Origin of the sequence: Phenylobacterium sp. (assembly GCF_046291545.1) — a bacterium.
In the GTDB taxonomy this organism is placed as follows: domain Bacteria; phylum Pseudomonadota; class Alphaproteobacteria; order Caulobacterales; family Caulobacteraceae; genus Phenylobacterium.
In genome coordinates this window covers 1-17,653 of sequence record NZ_JBKBSM010000023.1, presented here as the reverse complement: position 1 = coordinate 17,653, position 17,653 = coordinate 1, and the positions used below count along the sequence as shown (strand labels likewise).

Here is a 17,653-nt window from a genome sequence, read left to right as displayed (position 1 = left end):
CATCGAGGCCATGAAAATGCAGAACATCATCCGCGCCGAACACGACGGAACCATCAAGTCCGTCGGTCCCAAACCCGGCGACTCCGTCGCCGCTGACGACATCCTCATGGAGTTCGTGTGAGGACGGCCTGATCGCAGCGGCCGGGGCGAGGCTATATTGCCCCCGCTAGAATCGTCGGAGGCGCGCATGGGCGGCGGAATGGGATGGGCCGAGCTCTTCTTCTCGGGCGCCGGGCGCATCTCCCGCGCGCCGTTCCTGATCGCCGCGGCGATCCTGGTGGCGGGGGCGGCGATCTATGAAGCGGCGATGGGCCCGACCCTGCACTGGATCACCGGCTGGGTGGTCTATCCGCTGCTGCTGTTCTGCGGCGCCTGCGTGCTTTCCAAGCGTCTTCATGACCGCGGGCGGTCGGGATGGTGGGCGGCGCTGATCCTGTTCGCCCTGGTCGCGGTGTGGCCGCAGCCGACCAGCTTCTTCGACTTCCTGTTCGTGCTGGTGCTGATCTGGTCGGGGGTTGAGCTGGGCGTCCTGCCGGGCGAACAGGGCTTCAACCGCTACGGCGCCAATCCCTTAAGGCCGCAGGCGGCCTGACCAGGCCCGGTCAGAGGGGCGGGGCCGCCGGCTGGACCTCGCCGAAGACGTCGCGGAAGCTCGCCCTCAGGGCCTCGTCGGCTTCATCGAGGGTGACGGGCAGGCCGAGGTCCACCAGGCTGGTGACGCCGTGCTCGGTCACCCCGCAGGGCACAATGCCGGAGAAGTGGGTCAGGTCCGGCTCCACGTTCAGCGCTATCCCGTGGAACGACACCCAGCGGCGCAGCTTGACGCCGATCGCGGCGATCTTGTCCTCGCGGGCTGGGACGCCGGGGGTCCGCCGCTCCACCCAGACCCCGACGCGGCCGTCACGGATCTGACCCTCGACGTTGAAGCGGGCGAGGGCGCCGATGATCCAGGCTTCCAGGGCTGCGACGAAGGCGCGCACGTCGCGCTGGCGATGGGTCAGGTCGAGCATCACATAGGCCACCCGTTGGCCGGGGCCATGATAGGTGAACTGCCCGCCGCGGGCGCTGCGGTGAACCGGGAATCGGTCCGGATCGATGAGGTCGGACGCCTTGGCCGACACGCCGGCGGTGTAGAGGGGCGGATGCTCCAGCAGCCAGACCAGCTCGCCGGCGCTTCCCTCGGCGATCGCCTGGGCCCGCGCCTCCATGGCGGCCACGGCGGCCGGATAGTCGACCAGTCCAGGGCTCACGGCCCAGCCGGCGGGTACCCCGTCGTCCCGGGCGAAGCGGGGGGCGGCGTCGTGGTTTAACGAGCGGTCAAGCATGTCGGACCAATGTGGGGCTCGGGCGGTTCGCCGAACAGGGCCGTCCGCGTGCATCAGAGGGGATTTCCTTCGTGAGTCAGGTGATGGCCGTCAACGTTGAGATCGCCGTGGTGCTCGGCCGCTCGACATTGCCCATGCAGCAACTCCTGCGGATGGGCCGCGGCGCGGTGATTCCCCTGGACGCCTCGGTCAACGAGGAGGTCTGGATCCTGGCCAACAACCATCCCGTGGCGCGGGGGGAGATTCAGATCAACGACGAGAAGATCTCGATCGCCGTGACCCGGGCCGCCGACGTCTACGACTACATGGCTGGCGCCTCCTGACTTCGTTTCCAAGCCGCACTTCACAAATGCGCGGCGGTTTGCTACGCCCCGCGCCTCACCACGAGCGGTCGTGGCGGAATTGGTAGACGCGCAGCGTTGAGGTCGCTGTGGGGCAACCCGTGGAAGTTCGAGTCTTCTCGACCGCACCAGTGAATCAGGATCGTCAGAACCGTCGGGAATCCTAGTCGCGAGCCAGGGAGGTCTTCATGAGCCGAGATGCGGCCGACCTTGCCGAAGCTGTGGACCCGGAAACGCCCGAAACGGAAGAGGACCTGGAAGACCTCGCCCTGGGCGAGGACTACGCCCTCAATCCCGAATTCGTCGACATGGTGGTCGATGCGGCCGACCGCGGCGCCGCCGAGCGCCTGCGCGAGCTGCTGGGCGCCTTGCACCCGGCCGACGTGGCCGACCTCATGGGCTTCCTGTCGGCGGAGTACCGGGAGGAAGTGCTGGCGCACCTCGATCCGGAAGCCCTGGCCGAAATCCTTTCGGAACTGGACACCGAGATCCGCGAGGAGGTGCTGGAGACCGTCGCCCCCGCGACCCTCGCCAAGGCCCTCGGTGAGCTCGATTCGGACGACGCCGCCGACGTGGTCGACGACCTGGAGGCCGACAAGCGGGCCCAGGTGCTCGCGGCCATGCCCGAGGTGGAGCGGGCGGCGATCGAGACCTCCCTGGCCTATGGCGACGAAACCGCCGGACGCCTGATGCAGCGCGAGGTGGTCGCCGCGCCGCAGTTCTGGACCGTGGGACAGGCGATCGACCACTTCCGGCGCGAGGGCGACGACCTGCCCGAGCTGTTCTTCGACATCTATGTCGTCGACCCGACCTACAAGCCTGTGGGCGCCGCGCCGGTCAGCCACCTTCTGCGGTCGCGGCGCGACGTGCCTCTGGCCCAGATCATGGAGCCGGTGACGGAAATCCCCGTGGGCATGGACCAGGAAGAGGTCGCCTACATCTTCGACAAGTACCACCTGATCTCGGCGCCCGTGGTCGACGTGGCGGGCCGGCTGGTGGGGCAGATCACGGTCGACGACATCGTGGGCGTCATCCATGAGGAGAGCGAGGAGGACATCCTCGCCCTGGCCGGCGTGTCCGACGCGGGCCGCAACGCCGATATCCTGGACATGGTGCGCTCGCGCCTGCCGTGGCTCCTGATCAACACGGTCACGGCGGCGGCCTCGGCCAGCGTGATCCGCGCCTTCGAGGGCGAGATCGCCAAGCTGGTCACCCTGGCCATGCTGATGCCGATCGTCGCTTCCCTTGGGGGCAGCGCGGGCACCCAGACCCTGGCGGTGGCGGTGCGCGCCTTGGCCAACCGCGAGCTGTCGGCCTACAACGCCGTGCGCACCGTGAGCCGCGAGGTGCTGGTGGGGGTGCTGAACGGCCTGGCGCTGGCGTTGATCACCGGGCTGGCGATCCTGTTCATTTTCCATGACGCCCGGTTGAGCATCACCTTCGGGGCGGCCCTGGTGGCCAACTTCTTCATGGCCGGCCTGGCGGGCGCCCTGGTGCCGCTGGCCCTGGACCGGATGGGGCGCGACCCGGCCGTCTCCTCCGCGGTGTTCGTGACCTTCACCACCGACTTCACAGGTTTCTTCTCATTCCTGGGACTCGCGGCCCTCATTCTGTTGTGAGCGGCCCCTATCTTGCGGCCTTGAGGAGGACGCTCGCGCGTCCGTTTCAATCTGGGTCAAGTGGGGCAGGCACGTGCGTCATCAGGTCTCCAAGTCCGCGATCGACCTGATCAAGCGGTTCGAAGGTTTTCGGCCGGAGGCGGCGCAGTTGACCGACGGACGCTGGACCATCGGCTATGGCCATACCCAGACCGCCCGGGCCGGAGCGCAGGTCTCGGAACGGGACGCCGAGGCGCTTCTGATCTACGACCTGATCGGCGTGGCCCACAGCATCAACGAGTGGACCCTGACGCCGCTCAACCAGAACCAGTTCGACGCCCTCTGCGCCTTCGCCTTCAACATCGGCCTGGAGAACTTCCGCCATTCGAGCGTGCTGCGCCGGATCAACGAGGGCGCGCTGATCGAGGCCGCCTGCGCGATGGAACTGTGGCGCAAGGCCGATTTCGAGGGCGAGCGCATCGTCGTCGACGCCCTGGTGCGGCGGCGGGCCGCCGAAAAGACCCTGTTCCTGACCCCCTTGGGCGGCTGGATCGCGACCTCTACGCCGCTACTGCCGCCTAAGATCGACGCCGACCGCTGGGGCGGGGTGCCGGACGAGGCGCCGGTCGCCTTGCGCGAGACGACGGCCGGCGGCCGGCTGGCCCTGACCCGCGACGAGGCGCCGGCGCCGCGTCCCGCTCCGCCCCGGGAAGACGAGAGCCCGGTGCCGGCGGCGGTCGCCGCCACCGTGGCGCGGCTCCAGGCCATCGTGCCCGAGACCGCGCCGCCGTCCGAGCCGGAACCGGCCGCAGAATCCGACGCCGGACGGCTGATCGTGGAGGAGCCGGCGCCCGAGCCGCGGCAGCAGGCGTCCGCCGCCCCCGTGCGCACCGTCTCCGGACTGCCGCCCGAGCCGCCGGGGCCCGCGCCTGAGCCGCCGGCCCGCCCCGCCACGAGCGGGCCGCTGCTGCTGCTGGCGGCGGTGGGCCTGATCCTGTTCGCCTGGGCGCTCTACTTCGCCTTCAGCGCTGACGCGGCGACCGACGGCGGCCTTTTGAGTCCCCTGGCGATCTCCTGGTTCGTCGGCGTCGTGGGGATCGGCTGCTTCGGGGTCGCCGCCTATCTGCTGCTCGAACGCCTGGGCGGCGACAGCGGCGGCCTGGCGGGCCCGACTTCCGAGTAGGCGGCGGGGTTCGCACCGCGCCCGGCGGCGTGCTAACCCATGCCGCATGATCCCGAACCACGGACCCTCGCTGGACTTCGCTCTGGGCGAAACCGCCGACGCCATCCGCGAGACGACGGCGCGCTTCGCCGCCGACGTCATCGCCCCTATCGCCGCCGAGATCGACGAGGCCAACAGCTTTCCGCGTCAGATCTGGCCGCACATGGGCGACCTGGGGCTGCACGGCGTGACGGTCGAGGAAGCCTACGGCGGCCTTGGCCTGGGCTACCTGGAGCACGTGGTGGCGATGGAGGAGGTGAGCCGCGCCTCCGCGGCCGTGGGCCTGTCCTACGGCGCGCACTCGAACCTCTGCATCAACCAGATCCGACGCTGGGGCTCCGAGGAGCAAAAGCGCCGCTACCTTCCCAGGCTGATCAGCGGCGAGCACGTCGGCGCCCTGGCGATGAGCGAGGCCGGCGCCGGGTCCGACGTGGTCTCCATGCGACTGCGGGCCGAGCGCCGGGGCGACCGTTTCGTGCTGAACGGGACCAAGTTCTGGATCACCAACGGCCCCCATGCGGATGTCTTGGTGGTGTACGCCAAGACCTCGCCGGACGCCGATTCGCGCGGCGTGACCGCGTTCCTGATCGAACAGGACTTCAAGGGTTTCTCCTGCGCCCAGAAACTCGACAAGCTGGGGATGCGCGGCTCCGACACCGGCGAGCTGGTGTTCGAGGACTGCGAGGTCCCCGAGGAGAACGTCCTCGGGCAGGAGAACGGCGGCGTCGGCGTGCTGATGAGTGGGCTCGACTACGAGCGGTGCGTGCTCTCGGGCGGGCCGCTCGGGATCATGCAGGCCTGTCTGGATGTCGTCCTGCCGTACGTCCGTGAGCGCAAGCAGTTCGGCAAGCCGATCGGGTCGTTCCAGCTCATGCAGGCCAAGGTCGCCGACATGTACGTGGCGCTGAATTCGGCGCGGGCCTACGTCTATGCGGTGGCCCGGGCGTGCGATGCGGGGCTCACCACCCGCTTCGACGCCGCCGGCGCGATCCTGATGGCGAGCGAGAACGCCGTGAAGTGCGCGCTCGAAGCGATCCAGGCCCTGGGCGGCGCCGGCTACACCCGGGACTATCCGGTGGAACGGCTGCTGCGGGACGCCAAGCTCTACGACATCGGGGCCGGGACCAACGAGATCCGGCGCTACCTGATCGGCCGCGAGCTCATCGGCGCCTAGGCCTGAACGGCCGGGGCCTCAGAGCGGCTGGGCGCGCAGCGCCGCCGCGGTGGCCTCGTCGGCCGGAAAAAAGGTCTCCAGGGTCAGTTCGGAAAGGGTGATGTCCACCGGCGTGCCGAACACCGTTGTCGTCGTGAGGAACGACAGGGCTCCACCCGGCGTGTTCAGGCGCAGCGGGATGGCGACTCCGCCGAACGCGGCGCCGACGCGGGCGGGCGCGCCGGCCGGCGCCGGGTAGCCGCGCAACTCGGCGTGCAGAGCCTCGAGCCCGGGATCGGCCGTGAGTTCGACCTCCCGGCGCAGCCGGTCCAGGATGTGGGCGCGCCACTCGGTCAGGTTCTCGACCCGCGGCGCCAAGCCCCGCGGATGCAGGCTCAGGCGAAGGACGTTGACCTTTCCCGTCAGCAGTTCGGGGTCGACCAGCGCCATGAGCGGCGCCACGGCGCGGTTGGCGGCGACGAGGTTCCAGGCCCGGTCCACCGCCAGCGCCGGGAAGGGCTCATGGCCGGTGAGGATGAGGTCGACCGCCTCCCGGGCCGCCTTCAGCGCCGGATCGTCGAGGGGCCGCTCCGGGAACACCGGCGCATAGCCGGCGGCGACCAGCATCACGTTGCGGTCGCGAAGGGGCACATCCAGGCGGTCGGCCAGGCGGAGCACCATCTGGCGGCTCGGCAGGGCCCGGCCGGTCTCCAGGAAGCTCAGGTGTCGGGTGGATATCTCGGCCTCGCAGGCGAGGTCGAGCTGGCTGAGACGGCGGCGCTGGCGCCAGGCGCGGAGGTGGCCGCCGACGGCGGCGGGGATGTCGCTCATGAGCCGACCATACGGCTGCAGGGCGCGGCGTGGCCATTACCGATGGCGTAATCGACCCGATGCCGGGAGGCGCCCAGCCTTGGTTCCACGGCGCGCTCCTGCGCCGCCCTTCGCCGTGGAGATCTCCCATGACCGCGACCGACGAACTCATCGACCGCTACATCGCCGCCTGGAACGAGACGGACCCGAATCTGCGCCGCGACCTGATCGCCCGTACCTGGCGCGCGGATGGTAGCTACCTGGACCCGGTGATGGCCGGGGACGGGGTGGAGGGCATCGACGCGATGATCGCCGGGGTGCAGGCTCGCTTCCCCGGCTTCGTCATGCGGCGGGTAGGTGAGGTGGACGCGCACAACGATCGCGTCCGCTTCGGCTGGGCGCTGGGCCCGGACGGCGGCGAGCCGGTGGTGGGTGGAACCGACTTCGGCGTCACCGACGGCGAGCGGCTGGCGGCCATCACCGGCTTCATCGACTTCGCCCCGGCCTGACCCTGAACCGCAAAGGGCCGCCCCATTGTCGGGGGCGGCCCTTCCATAGTCGGTCCGCAGAGCGGCGCCGAACCTTCGCCCGAACCGGGGCTTAGGCGCGGACCTCGTTCGCGGAGGTCCAGGTCACGGTCACCGAGCTACGGGTGGAACTATGAGACACTGGATCACCTCCTTTCAGCTGTTGAACAGGGACTCGGAATATGGGCCCGTGCGGCGCCATCCGCAAACCCTGGGGTGCGCCCGAGACCTGCGGCGCCCTGACGCTGGGCGCCGGCGTGCGTCGGACGCCTGCGGATGCGGCTGAATCGGCGCCTAGCGGACGACGCCCGCGAAGGTGCGGGGCTGGGCCGGGATCTCTTCGAGGCTCGGCCGTCTGCGCAGCTCGCTGACCGGCCGATCCAGCGCGTCCAGGGCTGCAAGGGTGGCCTGGTAGCCGGCCTGGACGGCGGGGTCGTAGGCCTCCCAATCACGGATCTCCACGCCCGCGACCTCTGGCGTGATCAGCACGTCGGTGGCCTCGCGGGCCGCGGCGAGGTCGCGGCCCGTGGAAACGGTGGCGGCGCGCATCAGCAGCGACACGATCGGCGGGCCCTTGCGCCATTGGCCGGAGAAGAGCCAGCGCCAGACCGACTCCGGGCGGGCGACGTCGTCGGCCGTGATGCTGCGCCCGCGGGTGACGTCGACGCCGACGACCGGCCCCGACTGCACCGAACGCATGATGTCGGCGGGGAAGTTCTTGAGCACGGCGCCGTCGACCAGAACCTCGTTGTGGTCGGTGGCCGGCGGCAGGATGCCGGGCAGGGCGATGGTGGCCCGCAGCGCCCGCGTGAGGCGCCCGCGCCGGTGCAGGTGGTAGGCGCCGGTGGTCAGGTTCGACGAGACACAGAAGAACGGCAGCCACAGGTCGGAAATGGCGACCTCGCCGAAATGCTCGGCGAGGCGCTCGCTGACCTTCAGGCCCTGGGTCATGGCCAGGAGCGGAAAGGCGATGTCGTCGAGGGGGCTGGAGTCGACGAAGGCCTTGCGGATCCGATGGTCGAGTTCGGCGTCGTCCCAACCCATCGCCACCCCGGCGGCGACGATGGCCCCCATGGACGCGCCGCCGACGAAGTCCAGCGGTACGCCGCGTTCGCGCAAGGCGCGGATGGCGCCGACATGGGCGTAGGCCCGCGCCCCGCCGCCGGAGAGCACCAGGCCCACCGACTGGCCGGTGATAATGCGCGCCAAGCGCTCGACGTCCGCCTCGCCTTCGCGGCGCAGGTGGATCACCCGGGCCGGGTTGATCGCCTTGACCCAGGCCTCGGCGCCCTGGGGCATGGCGCAATCCGCCGGCTGGACCAGGATAAGGTCGACCATGGCTTGGGCTTCCAGCGGCGCGGCCAGGGCGGGATTGGGCGTGATCCTGGGCGGGGGCTGGTCGCCCCGGCCCACGCGGAACAGGCGGTCGACCTGGCGGCTGACGAGGGCGCGCCACCCCAGTTCCTCGGCCTCGGCCAGATAGAGCACGAAGTCGTGCGTGCGCTCGACTTCCGAGAACCACTCGGTCGGCGCATGGGTCGCTTCGGCGCCGATCACGGTGACGCTGTAGCCCAGGCGGCCGATCGCGCGGCCGATCCGGTCGACGATGGGCCGAAGCGCGACGGGCCGCCCTACGGTGACGAAGCCAAAGACCGACGGTTCGCCCCCGACGCCGCGTTGGGCGGCCTGGCGGGTGCGCAGGATCATCAGCCGCGCCAGCTCGGTCATGACAGCGGGATCGGACTCGGCGGCGTCGAAGAACACGTCGCGGGGCAGGGCGAAGATCTCGGAGTCGCGCAGCGCCATCACATCCGCCGAATGGGCGGTTCCGGCCATCAGCGCCATTTCGCCGGCGGGCTCGCCGGGCTTGATCACGCCCAGGAACTGCGGCTCTTGGCCGGCCTCGCGCCGGATGGCCGCCAGGCGGCCGGCGCGCACCAGGAAGAGCTGGTCCGCAGGTTCCCCGGACCTGTAGAGCGGCAGGCCCCCAGGCACGGAGAACCAGGTCGCTTCGGCCTCGACCCGAGGCTTGGCGAACAGGCGCGCGAGCGCCGAATCGACGGGAATCTCCGGCAATCTGGCCACGGCTGCAGCCTAGGCCGTGCGTGCGACAGATGTGGAGTCCGCATTTCGCGCAGACGCCGCCTTGATCGTGCTCTGGCGCGGCGGCGGCGCGGCGGCTATGCCTCTCCCCATGCCGAAACTCACGACGGCCATCGACACGAATGCGGCGTCCTTCGCGGCCAATGCGGCCGTCAACCGGGCCCTGGCGGAAGAACTGCGCACGCGGACCGCGCAGGCGGCGCTCGGCGGATCGGAGGATTCGCGCCGGCGCCACGAGGCCCGCGGCAAGCTGTTGCCCCGCGAACGGGTGATGCGCCTCATCGACCCGGGCTCGCCGTTCCTGGAGCTTGGCGCCCTGGCGGCGTTCGCCATGTACGGCGGCGAGGCGCCGGGGGCGGGGCTGATCACCGGGATCGGCCGGGTGAGCGGTCGCGAGACGCTGATCATCGCCAATGACGCCACCGTGAAGGGCGGCGCCTACTATCCGATGACGGTGAAGAAGCACCTGCGGGCGCAGGAAGTCGCGCTCCAGAACCGGCTTCCCTGCGTCTACCTGGTGGACTCCGGCGGAGCGAACCTGCCGCACCAGGCCGAGGTCTTCCCCGACCGGGAGCATTTCGGCCGCATCTTCTACAATCAGGCGCGGATGAGCGCCGAGGGGATCGCCCAGATCGCCTGCGTCATGGGTTCATGCACCGCGGGCGGGGCCTATGTGCCGGCGATGAGCGACGAGACCGTGATCGTGCGCGGCGCCGGCGAGGAGAGCCAGGGCACGATCTTCCTGGGCGGGCCGCCGTTGGTGAAAGCCGCGACCGGGGAGGTGATCAGCGCCACCGACCTGGGCGGGGCGGACACCCATGGCCGCCGCTCCGGCGTCGTCGACCATGTGGCGGTGGACGATGAGCACGCCCTATCGATCGTCCGCTCGATCGTTGCGAACCTGAACACCGTCAAGCGCGTCGATCTGGACCTGGCCGAGCCGCGTCCGCCCGCCTTCGATCCCGCCGAGTTGTACGGGATCGTGCCCACCGACGTGCGCGCGCCGTACGAAGTGCGCGAGGTGATCGCCCGCATCGTCGACGGATCCCACTTCGACGAGTTCAAGCCGCTCTACGGGACCACCCTGGTGACCGGCTTCGCGCGGATCTGGGGCTATCCGGTGGCGATCCTGGCCAACAACGGCGTGCTCTTTTCCGAGAGCGCGCTGAAGGGCGCCCACTTCATAGAACTCGCGTGCAAGCGGCGGATTCCTTTGGTGTTCCTGCAGAACATCTCCGGTTTCATGGTCGGCGGAAAATACGAGGCTGGCGGCATCGCCAAGGACGGGGCCAAGCTGGTCACCGCCGTCGCGTCGGCCGAGGTTCCAAAGTTCACCGTGCTGATCGGCGGCTCGTTCGGAGCCGGCAACTACGGCATGTGCGGGCGGGCCTATTCGCCGCGGTTCCTCTGGACCTGGCCCAACAGCCGAATCAGCGTGATGGGCGGCGAGCAGGCCGCCAGCGTGCTGGCCACGGTCCACCGCGACGCCGGCAAGTGGAGCCCGGCGGAGAAAGAGGCGTTCAAGGCCCCGGTGCGCCAGAAGTACGAGGACGAGGGCAACCCCTATTTCGCCACGGCCCGGCTGTGGGACGACGGGGTGATTGATCCGGCGCAAACCCGCGACGTCCTTGGTCTGTCCATATCGGCGGCGCTGAACGCGCCCGTGTCCGAGACGCGCTTCGGCGTCTTTCGGATGTAGCCCCAGAGGCGGGAGTAAGAACATGCCCAACCCCATCGTCGACCCCCTGGTCGAGGTCGTCGACAGCAACGCCAACTCGCCTCTGGTGCACATCGACTCCTCCCTCGAGGGGATCGAAGTCGTCACCTTGAACCGGCCGGACCGGAAGAACGCCTTCAACGCGGAGCTGATCGCGGCTCTGCACGAGGCGTTCGAGACCCTGCGCGGCGCGGAGGGCGTACGCGTGGTGCTGATCCGCGGCGCCGGCGACACCTTCTGCGCGGGCGCGGACCTCGAATGGATGCGCGACGCGGCCGGCTATACGGAATCCGAGAACCGCGAAGACGCCTTCGAGATGGCGAAGATGCTGAAGGCGCTGTGGGACCTGCCGGCCCTCACGGTGGCGATGATCCATGGCGGCGCCTTCGGCGGCGGCGCCGGCCTGGCGGCGGCCTGCGACGTCGCCCTGGCGACCCGGGATGCGAAGTTCAGCTTCTCGGAGGTTCGGCTTGGCCTGATCGCGGCGACGATCAGCCCCTATGTGGTGGCGGCGGTCGGCCCCCGGACCGCGCGGACACTGTTCGCCACGGGGCGCGTGTTCGACGCGGCCTACGCCGAGCGCGTGGGCCTGATCACCGAGGCGGCGGACGACTTCGACGCGCTGGGCGCGGCCGCCGAGCGGATCATCGATCAGACCATGGCCTGCGGGCCGCAGGCGGTGGCCGAATCCAAGCGGCTGGTGAGCGATGTCGTGGGCCGGCACATCGATCGCGCGCTGATGGAGGAGACCGCGCGGCGGATCGCCCGCGTGCGCGTCAGCCCCGAGGGGCAGGAGGGCGTTCGCGCGTTCCTGGAGCGGCGCAAACCGGGCTGGGCGCAGCAGGGCTGAGATGCTGACCTCGCTCCTGGTCGCCAACCGCGGCGAGATCGCCCGGCGCATCTTCCGCACCGCCCGCCGGCTGGGTATCGCGACCGTGGCGGTCCATTCCGACGCCGATGCGGACGCTCCGCATGTGCGCGAGGCGGACCGGGCCGTGCGCATCGGGCCGGCGGCGGCGCGGGAGAGCTATCTGGTCGGGGAGCGGATCATCGCCGCGGCGAAGCAGACCGGCGCCCAGGCGATCCATCCCGGCTATGGCTTCCTGTCCGAGAACGCCGACTTCGCCGAGGCCGTGCAGGCTGCGGGCCTGGTATGGGTCGGGCCGCCCGCCGCCGCGATCCGGGCCATGGGGCTGAAGGATGCGGCCAAGGCGCTGATGGCCAAGGCGGGCGTGCCGGTCACGCCCGGCTACATGGGCGAGGACCAGTCGCCCGAGCGGCTGGCCGGCGAGGCCGAGGCGATCGGATATCCGGTGCTGATCAAGGCCGTGGCGGGGGGCGGCGGCAAGGGCATGCGCCGCGTGGACCGGGCCGAGGACTTCGCAGCCGCCCTGGCCGGATGCCGTCGCGAAGCTGCCGCCGCCTTCGGCGACGACCGCGTCCTGCTCGAGACCTATGTCCTTCGGCCGCGCCACATCGAGGTGCAGGTGTTCGGCGACGCCCACGGCGAAGTCGTCCACCTGTTCGAGCGGGATTGTTCGCTGCAGCGCCGCCACCAGAAGGTGATCGAAGAGGCGCCGGCGCCGGGCATGGGCGAGGACGCCCGGGCGGCGGTCTGCGAGGCGGCGGTGCGCGCCGCCCGTGCGGTTGGCTATGTCGGCGCGGGCACGGTGGAGTTCATCGCCGACGCCAGCCAGGGCCTGCGGGCCGACCGCATCTGGTTCATGGAGATGAACACCCGGCTGCAGGTGGAGCATCCGGTGACGGAGGCCGTCACCGGGCTGGACCTAGTGGAATGGCAACTTCGCGTGGCGGCCGGCGAGCCGTTGCCGCTGAAGCAGGACGCGATCACCCTCTCCGGCCATGCAGTGGAGGCGCGCCTGTACGCGGAGAATCCGGCCAACGGATTCCTGCCTTCCATCGGCCCCCTGGAGCATCTGCGCCTGCCGGCCGGCGTGAGGGTCGATTCGGGGGTGGAGGAGGGCGGCGAGGTTACGCCCTTCTACGATCCGATGATCGCCAAGCTGATCGCCCGGGGCGAGTCTCGGGAGGACGCGCTGGCGACCCTGGCCGGCGCCTGCGCGGGCGTCGAGGTCTGGCCCGTGAAGACCAATGCGGCGTTCCTGACGCGCTGCCTGGAACACCCGGACTTCATCGCCGGCGGGATCGACACCGGGTTCATCGATTCGCAATCGGCGGACCTGGTCCCGGCCGGGCCCTCGGACGGCGCGCTGGCCGCGGCCGCGGCCGCGGCGCTCACGGTCCGCGCCGAGGCCACAGATGAGCCGGCTTCGCCGTGGCGAGCCCTGACCGGCTTTCGCCTGAACGCCCCCCCGGCAAGTCACGTGCGCCTGTTCCTGGACGGCCGTCCGGTGCGCGCGCCGCTGGCGGCGGAAGGGGCGGGGCGCGACGTGCTGGCGACGGACGAGGGCGACCTGATCGTGTTTGACGCCGGAGAGGCCTACGCTTTCTCGCTCGACCCGCCGGCCGGTCATCTGGGAGAATCGGGCGGCGACGGCCAGCTTCGTGCGCCGATGCCCGGCAAGGTGGCGGCCGTCGGCGCCGCCACCGGCGATGTGGTGGCCAAGGGCCAGGTGCTCGTCACCCTGGAAGCCATGAAGATGGAGCATGCCCTGGTCGCGCCTTTCGACGCCGTGGTGGAGCGGATGGCCGCGGCGACCGGAGACCAGGTCGGCGAGGGCGTGCTGCTGGTCGCCCTGACCCCGCGGGACTAGCGGCCATGGCGCTGCACATGATCAAGCTGTGCGTGGGCTGCGACACGGTGGAGGAGCTGCTGGCGTGGCACGCCGAGGAGCGGCCGGGGCGGCCGTGGGTGATGCACACCCGCCAGACGCCTAAGCGCGCCGACGAGCTGGTCACAGGCGGCTCGCTCTACCGGGTGTTCAAGGGCGTGATCTTGTGCCGCCAGAAGATCCTGGCGGTGGATACGGTGGGCGAGGGGGCGGGTGCCCGCTGCGAAGTGACGCTGGACGCCGAGTGCGTCCGCGTGGCGCCGACCCCGCGCCGGGCGTTCCAAGGCTGGCGATATCTGGACGGCAAGGACGCGCCCCCGGACCTCGAATCGGAGATCGGCGGCGAGATTCCGCCGGAACTTGCCCGCCAGTTGCGTGAGGCGGGGGCCTGGTGACGGGCGGCATGCGGCGATCCGTCCACAGCCGCCGGCTGTCGCCGCGTTGACGCAAAACCCCTCCACGCTCCACGTTAACCTTTGCGAATCATCGGCCTCGCGCCGGCAGTGAGTTGGGGGAATCCATGGCCCAGACGAACGTAATCGTCGTCGGCAACGAGAAGGGGGGCGCGGGCAAGTCGACCATCGCCATCCATCTGGTGACGGCCCTCCTGCACGGAGGCGCTCGGGTGGCGGTGCTGGATCTGGACCTGCGCCAGCAGTCCATGGGCCACTTCTTCGCCAATCGGCGCGCCTGGCTGGACGCCAACGGCGCGGTCGCGCCGATGCCGCTGGAGTTTCCGCTGAGCATCGACCTGGCCACCGCGCCCGACGCGGAGGCGGTGGCGCGCTTCGAGGCGGCGTTCGATCAGGCCAGCAACGAGGCCGACTTCGTGCTCATCGACACGCCCGGGGGCGACACCGCGGTCAGCCGCACCGCCCACGGCCTGGCCGACCTGATCGTGACGCCGATGAACGACAGCTTCGTCGATTTCGACATGCTGGGCGTGGTGGATCCAGTCACCCTCGACCTCAAGCGGCCGAGCCTCTACTCCGAGACGGTCTGGAACAGCCGCAAGGCGCGGGCGGCGGCCAAGGGCCGTTCGATCGACTGGGTGGTCCTGCGCAACCGCCTGGCGCCGACCGAGGCGCGCAACCGCAAGCGTCTCGACCAGCGGGTCCAGGCCCTGTCGCGGCGAGTGGGCTTCCGGGTCGGTCCCGGGCTGCGCGACCGCGTCATCTATCGGGAACTGTTCCCCTTCGGCCTGACGATCGCCGACCTGTCGCCGACGATCCGTCCGGTGGCCATGTCGCTGCAGCATGTGGCCGCGCGGCAAGAGCTTCGCGCCCTTGTGGCTTCCCTCGGGCTGACGGGACTGGACGCGCCGATGCTCGCCGCCGAATAAGGGGGCATGATCTATCTCGCGATCGGCTTCGCAGCCCTGGCGCTGATCGTCTGGCTGAGCGGCGGCAAGCCGATCCTCAAACGGCGTGAATGGCGGCTGCTATCTGCAGCCTTTGCGCTGGCCGCCTTCTCGGCGGCGGCGTTCGTGGGCCTGCGCGGGGGCTGGGGCAAGGCCATCGTGCTGGTGGTCGTGGGCCTGTGGCTGGCGGCTTCGGCCCGCAAGACCGGCCTTGGCCCGGGGTCTGCTGCCCGTCCGTCCTCAGGCATGTCGCTGGACGAGGCGCGCTCGATCCTGGGCGTCGGGGCGGACGCCTCGGTCCAGGAGATCAGGGCCGCCCATTCGCGCCTGATGCGGATGGCGCATCCGGACAAGGGCGGCACCAGCGGCCTGGCCGCTCAGCTCAACGCCGCCCGGGACCGGCTGCTCGGAAAATAGGGCGGCTCAGCCCGGTGCGACGACCATGCAGGCCAGGCGCTTGGCCTTCATCGCGCTGCACGCGGCCTTGGCGGACCGTTCGTCGAAGCCCTTAAAGCGCGAGCGCCAGGCGCCGCCCACCGGCTCGGCGACGAAGCCCTCCATGCCGGCGAACTGCTTGCCGAAGCGCTGCTTGACGAAGCTCAGCTGCTCGCGCGCGTCCGACTTGGAGCGGAAGGCGCCGACCTGCACCACCCACTTGCCCTTGGCGGGTTGCACGGGCTTGACCGAAGAGGTGTGCTTGGGGGGATCGGCGGAGGCCAGGACGATCTTCAGTTCGTCCTGTTCGCCGTCGCCCTGTTCGACCGAGGGGCGGACGACCCCGCCCGAGGGCTCGGGCTCGAACAGGTTCTGGGCGATGGTGATGTTCTCGCCGCGGGCGCGGCGGGCGACGACGTCGAAGCCGGTCAGCAGAAGGTCCTGGGCGTTCTCGTCGCGGATGGCGGTGGAGGGGCCGCCCAGCACGACCGCGATCAGCCGGCGGCCGTCGCGCACGGCGGAGGCGGCGAGATTGAAGCCCGAGGCGTTGGTGAAGCCGGTCTTGATGCCGTCGACGCCGTCCATTCTGCCGAGCAGGCGATTGTGGTTGCGCAGGGTCTGCCCGCGCACGACGTGAACCTGGGTGTTGAACAGCTTGTAGTGCTGCGGGTAGTCGCGCATCACGGCGCGCGAGAGGATCGCCAGGTCGCGGGCCGTGGTGATCTGGCGGCTGTCGGGCAGGCCGGAGGCGTTCACGAAGCGCGTGTTGGTCATGCCCAGTTCCTGGGCGCGCAGGGTCATCAGGGCGGCGAACCGGCTCTCCGTGCCGCCGAGCTTCTCGGCCATGGCCACGGCGATGTCGTTGGCCGACTTCAGGGCCAGGGCGTACATCGCATCTTCGACGCTGATCGAATCGCCGGCGCGCAGGCCGAGCTTGGTGGGCGGCTGGGCGGCGGCGCGGGGCGAGATCGGGACCCGGTCCGTGAGCTTCAGCTTGCCGGACTCGAGCGCCTCGAAGGTGAGGTAGAGCGTCATCACCTTCGTGATGGAGGCGGGATACCTGGGGCTGTCCGCGCGTTTTGCGTAGAGCACCTCGCCGGAAGAGGCGTCGACCACGATCGCCGCGTACTTTGGCTGGCTCGACGGTATGAAAGAGGCCGCCTGCGCCTGTATCGGCTGGACCAGAGGCGCCAGGGCCATGACTGCTGCGATGCCAAACGTAACGAGAACGTGGCGGGCGTGTCCGAACATGGGCGTCGACCGTCGAAACTGGGTGGGTTGAAGCGGCCCCCGAGCCACCGATGGAAACTCTAGCATGCTCCTGCGGGCCTTGCCCGATGGTAAACAGGAGTTGACGGAGCCCTTTTGTCGCGGGCGCCGCCGATCACAACTCGCGTGATTGGCGATTGTGCACTGCACAAAATGTCTTGACTGCTGCACTGCAACATGGCATTTGACGTCCCGTGTAGCCGCCCAGCGTACCGCCCCAGCCCCTCTTGCGGCGCGAGCCGCAACCGCCAGATCCAGGAGTTCACCCCATGGCCGCCGCCGACGCGATGAAGACCACGGTCGAACAGTTCACCGCCTCCAGCAACCAAGCTTTCAAGGACGCCGTCGAAAAGACCCTCGGCGCCCTGAACGACGTCAACAGCTATTCCAAGAGCAACCTCGAAGCGCTGATCGCCTCGGTGACCGCCGCCACCAAGGGCGCCGAGACCCTGGGCGCCCAGGCCATGGCCTACTCGAAGAAGTCGGTCGAGGACCAGGTCGCCGCCGCCAAGTCGCTGGCCGCCGCCAAGAGCATCCAGGAAGTGGTCGAACTGCAGACCTCCTTCGCCAAGAGCGCCCTGGAAGCCTACATGGCCGAGGTCGGCAAGATGTCCGAGACCGTCGCCGCCTCGGTGAAGGACAGCATGAAGCCGATCAACGAGCGCGTGACCGCCGCCGTCGAGCGCCTGCAGGCCGCCCGCTAAGACATCTGGGCGTCGTTCCTCCCCGACGCCTTATGAGGGCCCCGGACCTGAGAATGGTCCGGGGCTTTTCTTTTGCGCGACGCACGCATGCGGCCCGTTCACAGGACGGGGGAAACCGCGCTAGACGATAGCCCATGTCCAAGGTCGAAGAACGTCTGGTCGCGCTCGGGATCACGCTTCCCCAGCCCGTCGCCCCCGTCGCCAACTATGTCCCGTTCGTGAGGAGCGGGTCGCTCGTCCACATCTCCGGCCAGGTGTCGATCGACGCCGCCGGCGGAGTGCGGGGCGTGGTCGGCGAGGACGTCGACCTGGAGGCGGCGCGGCGCGCCGCGCGCC

The 17,653-nt window shown here is 70.0% G+C and carries 18 protein-coding genes, 1 tRNA gene and 1 pseudogene; 16 read left to right on the top strand and 4 right to left on the bottom strand.

Features of this window, described 5'->3' with window-relative positions; all coding sequences use genetic code 11:
* Both ACK4YQ_RS19480 and ACK4YQ_RS19475 read left to right on the top strand, forming a co-directional pair.
* Positions 1-121, top strand: a 121-nt coding sequence (locus ACK4YQ_RS19480; RefSeq protein ID WP_409613325.1) for an acetyl-CoA carboxylase biotin carboxyl carrier protein subunit, incomplete at its 5' end; no start/stop codon positions are given.
* Positions 122-187: 66 nt separating this feature from the next.
* A complete protein-coding gene (locus ACK4YQ_RS19475) occupies positions 188-592 on the top strand; it encodes a DUF805 domain-containing protein (protein ID WP_409613967.1) in 405 nt (134 codons plus the stop codon).
* 10 nt (positions 593-602) lie between these two features.
* On the opposite strand, the gene lipB is transcribed toward ACK4YQ_RS19475, so the two are convergent.
* Entirely contained in the window at positions 603-1,325 is a 723-nt protein-coding gene (lipB, locus tag ACK4YQ_RS19470; protein WP_409613964.1) for a lipoyl(octanoyl) transferase LipB, read from the bottom strand.
* A gap of 83 nt (positions 1,326-1,408) precedes the next feature.
* On the opposite strand from lipB, the gene ACK4YQ_RS19465 reads away from it, so the two are divergent.
* The 5 genes from ACK4YQ_RS19465 to ACK4YQ_RS19445 all read left to right on the top strand — a co-directional run bounded on the left by ACK4YQ_RS19465 (position 1,409) and on the right by ACK4YQ_RS19445 (position 5,660).
* Positions 1,409-1,648, top strand: coding sequence for a FliM/FliN family flagellar motor switch protein (locus tag ACK4YQ_RS19465; protein WP_409613961.1), 240 nt, complete (start codon positions 1,409-1,411; stop codon positions 1,646-1,648).
* A gap of 64 nt (positions 1,649-1,712) precedes the next feature.
* Positions 1,713-1,797: transfer RNA gene (locus tag ACK4YQ_RS19460), tRNA-Leu, on the top strand.
* A 57-nt stretch (positions 1,798-1,854) separates the two neighbouring features.
* Positions 1,855-3,285, top strand: a complete 1,431-nt coding sequence (gene mgtE / locus ACK4YQ_RS19455) for a magnesium transporter (protein ID WP_409613958.1) — start codon at positions 1,855-1,857, stop codon at positions 3,283-3,285.
* Between the two features lie 73 nt (positions 3,286-3,358).
* Entirely contained in the window at positions 3,359-4,447 is a 1,089-nt protein-coding gene (locus ACK4YQ_RS19450; protein WP_409613955.1) for a lysozyme, read from the top strand.
* Positions 4,448-4,493: 46 nt separating this feature from the next.
* Positions 4,494-5,660: an isovaleryl-CoA dehydrogenase gene (locus ACK4YQ_RS19445; protein ID WP_409613952.1), complete on the top strand. Its 1,167-nt coding sequence runs from the start codon at positions 4,494-4,496 to the stop codon at positions 5,658-5,660.
* An 18-nt stretch (positions 5,661-5,678) separates the two neighbouring features.
* On the opposite strand, the gene ACK4YQ_RS19440 is transcribed toward ACK4YQ_RS19445, so the two are convergent.
* Positions 5,679-6,470, bottom strand: coding sequence for a helix-turn-helix domain-containing protein (locus tag ACK4YQ_RS19440; protein ID WP_409613949.1), 792 nt, complete (start codon positions 6,468-6,470; stop codon positions 5,679-5,681).
* Between the two features lie 128 nt (positions 6,471-6,598).
* Between ACK4YQ_RS19440 and ACK4YQ_RS19435 the strand changes: the two genes are divergently transcribed.
* On the top strand, positions 6,599-6,958 hold the full coding sequence (locus ACK4YQ_RS19435; RefSeq protein WP_409613946.1) for a nuclear transport factor 2 family protein: 360 nt from the start codon (positions 6,599-6,601) through the stop codon (positions 6,956-6,958).
* 312 nt (positions 6,959-7,270) lie between these two features.
* Here ACK4YQ_RS19435 and ACK4YQ_RS19430 read toward each other — a convergent pair whose 3' ends face one another.
* The gene (locus tag ACK4YQ_RS19430) at positions 7,271-9,061 is read right to left on the bottom strand and encodes a patatin-like phospholipase family protein (RefSeq protein WP_409613943.1); all 1,791 of its coding nucleotides are present in this window, start codon (positions 9,059-9,061) and stop codon (positions 7,271-7,273) included.
* Between the two features lie 109 nt (positions 9,062-9,170).
* Between ACK4YQ_RS19430 and ACK4YQ_RS19425 the strand changes: the two genes are divergently transcribed.
* The 6 genes from ACK4YQ_RS19425 (at position 9,171) to ACK4YQ_RS19400 (ending at position 15,326) form a co-directional block, all read left to right on the top strand.
* Positions 9,171-10,778, top strand: coding sequence for a carboxyl transferase domain-containing protein (locus ACK4YQ_RS19425; RefSeq protein WP_409613940.1), 1,608 nt, complete (start codon positions 9,171-9,173; stop codon positions 10,776-10,778).
* A gap of 22 nt (positions 10,779-10,800) precedes the next feature.
* Entirely contained in the window at positions 10,801-11,646 is an 846-nt protein-coding gene (locus ACK4YQ_RS19420; RefSeq protein WP_409613937.1) for an enoyl-CoA hydratase-related protein, read from the top strand.
* A gap of 1 nt (position 11,647) precedes the next feature.
* Positions 11,648-13,531 carry an acetyl/propionyl/methylcrotonyl-CoA carboxylase subunit alpha gene (locus ACK4YQ_RS19415; protein ID WP_409613935.1) on the top strand — a complete coding sequence of 628 codons (1,884 nt, stop codon included), beginning with the start codon at positions 11,648-11,650 and terminating at the stop codon, positions 13,529-13,531.
* Positions 13,532-13,536: 5 nt separating this feature from the next.
* The gene (locus ACK4YQ_RS19410) at positions 13,537-13,944 is read left to right on the top strand and encodes a DUF1489 family protein (RefSeq protein ID WP_409613932.1); all 408 of its coding nucleotides are present in this window, start codon (positions 13,537-13,539) and stop codon (positions 13,942-13,944) included.
* Positions 13,945-14,069: 125 nt separating this feature from the next.
* Positions 14,070-14,891 (top strand): division plane positioning ATPase MipZ, encoded by an 822-nt coding sequence (locus ACK4YQ_RS19405; RefSeq protein WP_409613929.1) that lies wholly within the window; start codon positions 14,070-14,072, stop codon positions 14,889-14,891.
* A gap of 6 nt (positions 14,892-14,897) precedes the next feature.
* On the top strand, positions 14,898-15,326 hold the full coding sequence (locus ACK4YQ_RS19400; RefSeq protein WP_409613926.1) for a J domain-containing protein: 429 nt from the start codon (positions 14,898-14,900) through the stop codon (positions 15,324-15,326).
* Positions 15,327-15,332: 6 nt separating this feature from the next.
* On the opposite strand, the gene ACK4YQ_RS19395 is transcribed toward ACK4YQ_RS19400, so the two are convergent.
* A complete protein-coding gene (locus ACK4YQ_RS19395; RefSeq protein WP_409613923.1) occupies positions 15,333-16,544 on the bottom strand; it encodes a D-alanyl-D-alanine carboxypeptidase in 1,212 nt (403 codons plus the stop codon).
* A 338-nt stretch (positions 16,545-16,882) separates the two neighbouring features.
* On the opposite strand from ACK4YQ_RS19395, the gene ACK4YQ_RS19390 reads away from it, so the two are divergent.
* Positions 16,883-17,317, top strand: a complete 435-nt coding sequence (locus ACK4YQ_RS19390) for a phasin family protein (RefSeq protein ID WP_409613920.1) — start codon at positions 16,883-16,885, stop codon at positions 17,315-17,317.
* Between the two features lie 134 nt (positions 17,318-17,451).
* Positions 17,452-17,653: pseudogene (locus ACK4YQ_RS19385) on the top strand (RidA family protein); the annotation flags it as partial.